Source organism: Labrys sedimenti (assembly GCF_034424805.1).
In the GTDB taxonomy this organism is placed as follows: domain Bacteria; phylum Pseudomonadota; class Alphaproteobacteria; order Rhizobiales; family Labraceae; genus Labrys; species Labrys sedimenti.
The window spans coordinates 94,939-102,970 of sequence record NZ_JAXOUF010000018.1; the positions used below are offsets into that span (position 1 = coordinate 94,939).

Annotated in this window: 6 protein-coding genes; 4 read left to right on the plus strand and 2 right to left on the minus strand. The window is 63.3% G+C overall.

All coding sequences use genetic code 11. The features are described from left to right. The first annotated feature begins 80 nt into the window (after nt 1–80). Nucleotides 81–1,892, plus strand: a complete 1,812-nt coding sequence (edd, locus tag U1R88_RS29210) for a phosphogluconate dehydratase (RefSeq protein WP_322434438.1) — start codon at nt 81–83, stop codon at nt 1,890–1,892. Nucleotides 1,893–2,114: 222 nt separating this feature from the next. On the opposite strand, the gene U1R88_RS29215 is transcribed toward edd, so the two are convergent. Together U1R88_RS29215 and U1R88_RS29220 are read right to left on the minus strand one after the other, a co-directional pair. Continuing rightward, the gene (locus U1R88_RS29215) at nt 2,115–2,999 is read right to left on the minus strand and encodes a transporter substrate-binding domain-containing protein (RefSeq protein ID WP_322434439.1); all 885 of its coding nucleotides are present in this window, start codon (nt 2,997–2,999) and stop codon (nt 2,115–2,117) included. 80 nt (nt 3,000–3,079) lie between these two features. After that, nucleotides 3,080–3,922 carry a HalD/BesD family halogenase gene (locus U1R88_RS29220; RefSeq protein ID WP_322434440.1) on the minus strand — a complete coding sequence of 281 codons (843 nt, stop codon included), beginning with the start codon at nt 3,920–3,922 and terminating at the stop codon, nt 3,080–3,082. A gap of 49 nt (nt 3,923–3,971) precedes the next feature. Between U1R88_RS29220 and U1R88_RS29225 the strand changes: the two genes are divergently transcribed. The 3 genes from U1R88_RS29225 (at nt 3,972) to U1R88_RS29235 (ending at nt 7,832) form a co-directional block, all read left to right on the plus strand. Then, nucleotides 3,972–4,868 (plus strand): LysR substrate-binding domain-containing protein, encoded by an 897-nt coding sequence (locus tag U1R88_RS29225; protein ID WP_322434441.1) that lies wholly within the window; start codon nt 3,972–3,974, stop codon nt 4,866–4,868. Nucleotides 4,869–5,079: 211 nt separating this feature from the next. Next, complete coding sequence (locus U1R88_RS29230) at nt 5,080–6,213, plus strand: HlyD family secretion protein (protein ID WP_322434442.1); 1,134 nt, start codon at nt 5,080–5,082, stop codon at nt 6,211–6,213. After that, on the plus strand, nt 6,210–7,832 hold the full coding sequence (locus tag U1R88_RS29235) for an MFS transporter (RefSeq protein WP_322434443.1): 1,623 nt from the start codon (nt 6,210–6,212) through the stop codon (nt 7,830–7,832). Before U1R88_RS29230 ends, U1R88_RS29235 begins: the two co-directional genes overlap by 4 nt. Nucleotides 7,833–8,032: the final 200 nt, after the last annotated feature.

An 8,032-nucleotide genomic window follows, 5' to 3' on the forward strand; every position in this document is an offset into this window, starting at 1 on the left:
GTTTCTTTATCGACGAAGCCATCATGAGACGATGCGCCGTACCAACGCCGGCATCGTCTCCCAACCCTAGAAAGGCCACCATGGCGCTGAACCCAACGCTCGCACGGGTCACCGATCGCATCGTGGCGCGGTCCTCCGCCCTTCGCCGTCCCTATCTCGAGCGCATGGCCCGCGCCCGCGCCGCCGGCACCGTGCGCGCCCACCTGTCCTGCGGCAACCAGGCCCATGCCTATGCCGCCATGCCGGTGGACGACAAGGCGGCGCTGGTCAAGGGCGGCGCAGGCAATCTCGGCATCATCACCGCCTATAACGACATGCTCTCGGCCCACCAGCCCTATGAAAGCTACCCCGACCTGATCCGCGCGGCGGCGCGCACGGCCGGCGGCACGGCGCAGGTCGCCGGTGGCGTGCCCGCGATGTGCGACGGCGTCACCCAGGGCCAGGCCGGCATGGAATTGTCGCTGTTCTCGCGCGATGCCATTGCCATGGCGGCCGGCATCGCGCTCAGCCACAACACCTTCGATGCGACCGTCTATCTCGGGGTCTGCGACAAGATCGTGCCGGGCCTCGTCATTGCCGCCGCCGCCTTCGGCCATCTGCCGGCGATCTTCGTGCCCGCCGGGCCGATGACGAGCGGCATCGCCAATGACGAGAAGTCCAAGGTGCGCCAGCTCTTCGCGACAGGCCAATGCGGGCGCGACAAGCTGATGGAAGCGGAGATGGCGGCCTATCACGGGCCGGGCACCTGCACCTTCTACGGCACGGCCAACACCAATCAGATGCTGATGGAGTTCATGGGGCTGCATCTGCCGGGCTCGAGCTTCGTCAACCCCAACACGCCCCTGCGCGATGCGCTCACCGTGGAGGCCGCAAGGCGCGCCTTGGCGATCTCGGCCCTCGGCAATGACTATACGCCAGTTTGCGACGTGCTCGACGAGCGCGCCTTCGTCAATGGCATCGTCGGGCTCAATGCCACCGGTGGTTCCACCAACCTGCTCATCCACATGATCGCCATGGCGCGGGCAGCTGGGATCGTGCTCGACTGGCAAGACTTTGCCGATCTTTCGGACGTGACGCCCCTGATGGCGCGCGTCTATCCGAACGGGCTCGCGGATGTGAACCATTTCCATGCCGCAGGCGGCCTCGGCTTCATGATCGGCGAACTGCTCGAAGCCGGGCTCCTCCACCCCGACACGCGCACAGTGGCCGGGGAGGGGCTGGCCCGCTACACCAGGGAACCCAAGCTCATCCACGGCGCCCTGGTGTGGTCGGAAGGAACGAGCACGTCGCTGAACCCCAAGGTGCTGCGATCGGCCGGCACGCCGTTCCAGCCGACAGGCGGCCTCAAGCGGCTCCGAGGCAATCTCGGCACCGGCGTGATGAAGGTTTCAGCCGTGGCGCCGGAACGCCATGTCGTCGAGGCGCCGGCACGCGTCTTCGCCGATCAGGAGGCGGTCAAGCAGGCTTTCCGTGCCGGCGAGTTCACCGGAGATACCGTGGTGGTGGTGCGTTTCCAGGGGCCGAAGGCCAATGGCATGCCGGAGCTGCATAGCCTGACTCCGATGCTTTCCGTGCTGCAGGACAGGGGGCTGAAGGTCGCCCTGGTCACGGACGGGCGGATGTCGGGCGCTTCCGGCAAGGTGCCCGCGGCGATCCATGTCAGCCCGGAGGCACTCGACGGAGGACCGCTTGCCAGGCTCCGGGACGGCGACCTCGTGCGCGTCGACGCTGTCGCGGGCACGATCGACGTGCTGACGGCGGGAGCGCTCGAGCGGGCGAACATCCAGCCGGATCTCGTCGACAACGAATTCGGCGTCGGCCGCGAGCTCTTCGGCCTGTTTCGCCGGCAGATTTCGGCTGCGGAACATGGCGCCTCGCCCTTGTTTGGATGACTTGCTTCTGAGCCGATTCCTCGCTCCCACCGAGGGGATCAAAAGGCCTGTCATACGCTACCAGCAGGGAACGGCGGTTTTCCACCGGTTGGATGCATGACTCGCCGGGCGCCTGCGAAGCCCCCCGGCACATTGGATTTTGATCGCGGTTTCGAGGCTAACGGAATGCCCGCGTTTGCCGGCACCAGCTTTCGAAAGGCCGGTACCTCGAACGCGGTCGCTTCAGCCCTTGGGCATCGATGTCTCGGGCGTGACGAACGCTGCGGGCGTGATGTCGATCTTGAACCATTTGATGCTCAGATCCTTGGCTGTCCCGTCGGCAATGGCAGAGGCGAGGGCTTTGTCGAACATCGCTCGCAGGTCAGCATCGTCTTTGCGAAAACCCGCGGCTTCTCCTTCCCCCCAGATCGCCCCGGAAATCTGAGGCCCGACAATCATCATCTGGGCGTTCTCGGGGCGGGAGAGAGCCGAGAGGAGATAGGTGACGTCATCGAAGACAACGTCGATCCGTCCGGCGATGAGGTCGAGATCGTGCTCCGAGGCCGTCTTGTATTCCGTGATGCTGGCAATGTCCGAGAAATTGTCCTCGACGAATTTCGTGAAGGCGGTGGAGGTTTGAATGCCGATGTTCTTGCCCTGCAGCGCCGTGCGAAGGCCGTCCAAGGTCGGCTTGTCGTGCGCCGTGTCCCCGGTCAGGATCGCCGTTGAGCCCGTGCCGGCCAGCGTCGCAAGTGGGCCACCCTTGAGACCGGCGAATGCGCCAGGCGTCGAGGCATAGGGTTTGGAGAAATCGATCACCTTCCGTCGCTCATCCGTGATGGCCACGCCGTCCATGATGAGATCGAATTTTCCGGCGTTCAGGCCGGCGATCATACCATCCCAGTCCTGGGCCACAAATTGGCATGTGACCTGCATGCGAGCGCACAAATCCTTGCCGAGTTCGATTTCAAAGCCATCGAGGGAACCGTCGGGCCTGGTGAGGTTCCAGGGCGCGTAGGCACCCTCTGTGGCAATGGTCACCGTCTTCCACTCCCTGGCGTGCGGGGTGGCGGTGGTTGCAATCAAAATCGAGGCCGCGATCGCGGCTTGGCAGATCCGTACTTTCATGGCGGGATGTTCCGGTCGAGCGATGGCAGGGGATCGTGCGCCCGCAAGAGCGAGCGCACCGGACGAGGCAGGGCTTGGGATCAGGCGGCTCGGCCATAAAACCCTATTCTTTCCTCGGTGCTGAACTGAACCCCGGGTCTTTCGTAGTAGGAGAAAACCGCAATCATCCGGTCTCGTTGGCCGCGGACGGGCGTGACGCGGTGCGCCGTATTCTTCCCGCGGAAGACGTTCAAGGTGCCGGCCTTGAGCTTGAGAACTTGAACATTGGGGTCGCGCCCCTCCAGCAGGTTGGCGACACCTTGATAGTTGGGGTCGCCGTCGCGGCGAAGATCCGTTCGGTATTCGAAATCCCCACCCTCGTCGGGCGCCTGCAAAAGCAAGGTCGTGGTGAATTCCGAACGATCGAAATGCCAGTTCAGGGCCTCGCCGTCGCGATAGGCCATGACATTGGCTCGGGCCAGGGGATCAGCCATGACGTGCAGAGCAGGCTTGTCCATGGTGGCTGCCAGGAAAGTCACGAGGGGCCCATACTCATAGATGGCCAGAACGGTACTTCCAGCAATCTGGTCCGCGCAGATGGTGTGACTGACCGTTTCGACCTTGCGAAGGGCGGGGTGATCGGCCGCGAGTTCGGGAATTTCGGGCTTGAAATAGATATTGTGCAGCCTTTTGTGAGTATGGGACTTGCTGTCCATCACAGGCTGCACTTCGGCTGCCGCTTTTTGTGCAATGCCGGGAAGCAGCAATCCTTCCAGATTGAACATGCCGTTGGCGACCAGGCCCGCCTTCGAGCTTTCGACCAAAGCCAGCCATTCCGGGCTGCCTTGCCGGTCGAGGGGATAACGGTCGAGATCAAGAATATGGCGCATGGGGTTCTCCGTGATGCAGGCAGCGGAAGCAGGCCCCAAAAAAATCTTTTTCACAACGCAGGAAATTATTATCCTTGCCTAAGAAAATCTTTCGGAGGCAGCTATGCTGCGATTGCCGCCACTCAATGCCGTCAGAGTCTTTGAGGTGGCCGCCCGTACAGGGCAGTTCACCTTGGCTGCGATCGAACTCGGCGTCTCCTCCGCGGCCGTGAGCCAGCAGATCCGAAATCTGGAGGCGCATTTCGGCAAGCAGCTATTCATGCGCAACGGCAACCGCATCACGCTGACGGATGCAGGGCACGCCATCTATCCCCAAATGTCCCGAGCCCTCGGCGACATCGCGGCGGTAACGGCGCGTCTGCTGGAGGGAGAACTGCGCAGGAGATTGACGGTGAGCGTACCGTTCTCCCTGGCCGAATGCTGGCTTGCCCCCAGGCTGGCCGAGATGGTCGATCAATTCCCCCGCTTGGCGATCGACATTCGTGTCGAGGATGATCCGGTCGACCTCGCTCGGCAGCATATCGATTTGCGGATCAGCTATGGGGATTACCATTATCCGGGCCTGGCTGTGGCGCAACTCGTGCACGACGATGTGGTGCCCGTATGTTCGCCCGCATTCTGGGAGCAGCATGGCCGGGACATTGCCGGGCTGGAGGCGATCCATGACAGCTGCTTCATTCACACCAATTGGGGCCCTAACTATGCTTCGCATCCGACCTGGTCGGATTGGTTTGCGCTACGCGGCAGTTCTCGTCGGCCGGACCCGTCGCTCGGTAGACGGGTCGGGTTGTCGAGCCTCGCCATCACCACCGCGAGGCTTGGGCTGGGTGTCGCACTTGGGCAGCGAGCCTTGTCCCGGGCCGACCTGGAAGCGGGGCGTCTCATGATGTTGTCAGCGGAGTCGGTGCGTCTGGGCTATCCCTATTGCGCTTTCATGCTTCCGGCCAAGGCGAACCGGCAGGACGTTGCCGCGTTGGTCCACCTGCTCAGTAAAACCTGATGGATCCGGGCGCGATCAAGCTCGACAAGACGGGTGTGGGTATTGGAATATTTTGGTATCGCCGTTCATGATCTCTCGTCACGATCAGTAGCGCTCCAGAGCATTTTCCAGAAAGGTCAGTAGACTTTTCGATTGAGAGAATGTTTCAGAACAAGGAGTTAGAGAAAAGTGCGATTCGAAGAAATCGCGCCTTGTCGAGTGTGAGGCACAGATGTCGGATGCCACGGAAAAGTCGACCGTATCCGAAACGCCGCAGCCCGCGCGCAGCCTGCGGTCGCGCTGGCTCTATCCGGCCTTGCGCGTCGGCTTTCTTCTGCTCGCCGCCTGGCTGGTCTGGTATGTCGCCGGCAATTGGAACCGCTGGACCGGTGCGGCCCGCCTCGCGGAGACCGACAATGCCTTCATTGTGGGCGATGTCACGCCCTTGTCGGCCCGTGTCTCCGGCTACATCAAGGAGGTCCCGATCCATGACTACCAGGCGGTGGAGACCGGCGACCTGATCGCCGAGATCGAGCCGTCCGACTATCAGGCCCAGCTCGCGCTGGCGCAGGCCAATCTTGCCGCGGCCGAAGCCAGTCTCGCCAATGTCGCCAATCAGAAGAACGTGCAGAATGCCCTGATCCGTCAGGCCGGTGCCAATATCGATGCGGGCAGCGCGGATGTGCGGCGCTACCAGCTCGAAGCCACGCGCCAGCGCGACCTGCTCAAGACCGGCACGGCCGGCACCCAGCAATCGGTCGAGCAGGCCGATGCCAATGCCCAGCGCGCCCTGGCCCAGAAAGCGCTCTACGAGGCCCAGCTCGACCAGCAGAAGGCCTTGCTTGCCGGGCTCGACGTGCAGGAGCAGCAGGTCAGGGCGCAGATCAAGGCCGCCGAGGCCCAGGTCACCCTCGCCACCAACAATCTGGGCTACACCAAGATCCGTTCGCCGGCGAAAGGGCTCGTCGGCCAGCGCCAGGTTCGCCCAGGCCAGTTCGTCAATGTCGGCACGCAGGTCATCGCCGTGGTGCCGCTGCCCAATATCTGGGTGGTGGCGAACTACAAGGAAACGCAGATGACCAATATCCGTCTTGGTCAGCCCGCCCGTGTCACCGTCGATGCCTTTCCCGATCTGGTCCTGACCGGCCGTGTCGAAGCCTGGTCTCCCGGCACTGGCAGTACCTTCGCGCTGCTGCCTCCCGACAACGCCACCGGCAATTTCACCAAGGTCGTCCAGCGTATTCCGGTGAAGATCGCCCTCGATCCCAATCCGGCGCTGGGAACCCTGATCCGGCCGGGCATGTCGGTGGTCGCTACCGTCGATACAGGCGACAGGTCAGGCGCTGCCGCGGCAGCGTCGCCATGACGACGGTAGCCTCGAGCGCGACAGCCGCACCCCTGACGGCCGCCGGCGCGGCCCTCGAACCCGCGACGCATGCACCGCCGCGGTTCCGGGCCGATACGCTGCTTCCCTATATCGGCATCCTCGGCGTGCTGCTCGGCTCCATCATGTCGACGCTCGGCAGCCGCGTCACCAGCTTCGGCCTTGCCGATTTGCGCGGAGGGCTGCATCTGGGCTTTGACGAAGGGGCGTGGATGACCACCACCTTCGCCGTCGGCCAGATGCTGGTCGGGGTGGCCTGCCCCTATCTCGGCGCGATTTTCGGGGTGCGGCGCATGCTGCTGCTGGGCATCACCCTGCTCTTCGTCGCCAGCCTGCTTGCGCCCCTCTCTCCCAATCTCGGGGCCTTCCTGGCCGCCCAGTTCCTGGCGGGGGTCGGGTCGGGGACGTTCATTCCGCTGACCATCAGCTTCATCGCCCGCAGCCTGCCGCCGCGCCTGATCATCTACGGCATCGCGGTCTATGCCATGAATTCGGAACTCTCGCAGAATGTCGCGGCCTCGCTCGAAGGCTGGTACGCGGACAATCTGTCCTGGCGCTGGATCAGCTGGCAATATTGCGGCCTGCTGCCGCTGATGTTCACCTGCGTATGGTTCGGCATTCCGCGCGAGGATGTGAAGACCGAGCTCCTGCACCATTTCGACTGGCCAGGCCTGGTCTATGCCGGCGCGGGCTTCAGCCTGCTCTATGCAGGGCTCGACCAGGGCAACCGCCTCGACTGGACCAATAGCGGCCTGGTCAACGGCCTGCTGATCGCCGGCGGCCTGGTGACGGCGGCTTTCGTCGTGCGCGAGCTGTGGGTCAGCCGCAGGCCCTTCCTCAACCTGCGGCTTCTGATGCAGCATCATCTCCTGCTGTTGCTGATGCTGCTGGCAGGCTTTCGCTTCATCATCCTGTCGACCGCCTACATCATTCCCAACTATCTGCAGTCGGTGCAGAACTTCAGGGAATTGCAGGTCGGCGCGGTGCTTTTGTGGATCGCCTTGCCCCAGCTCATCATCGTGGTGCCGCTCGGCTATGTCCTCAAGCGCGTCGACGGACGATGGGTGCTGGCTGCCGGCACGGCCCTGGTCGGCATCGCCTGCCTGATGGCGGCGCAGCTCACCAGCGCCTGGGCCACCGACGATTTCCTGCAATCCCAGATCCTGCAGGCCCTCGGCCAGTCCTTCGCCCTCACAGCACTCGTCGTCCTGGCGGTGCAGTCGATCAATCCGGCCGACGCGCTGACGATCGGCGCCCTGCTGCAGATCAGCCGCATGTTCGGCGGCGAGATCGGCACGGCCTTCATGCAGACCTTCGTGCGTGTGCGTGAACAGGTCCATTCCAATCTCATCGGCCTGCATGTCGACAGCCTTGCCGGTGCAACGGTCGACCGCCTCGCGGCCTATCGCAATGCCGTCAGTGCCCATACGGCTGATGTGGCGATCGCCAGCGCCCGGGCGACGAGCCTGTTGTCCTCCGCGATCGCCAAGCAGGCGGCAGTTTTGTCCTATATCGACGGTTTCCTGGCCGCTGCCGGCGGCGCCTTCGTCTGTCTCCTACTGATCGCGCTGCTGCCCCGGCCAAACCGTCTTCCTATCTAGAGGAAGGAAAGGTTTTCCTAGATTTCTACCTGGCTTATCCGAATATCCTGACCTTTTCTGTTAACGGCTTTTTCTTCCCGATCAGAACCTCCAGACGAAATTGCCCCTGACGCTCTGGTCGACGGCCTTTTCGCCGAATTGTCCGCTGTAGGATACGCCGAGGCTGGCCGTGTGCGACAGCGCCACGCTGATGCCGGTGT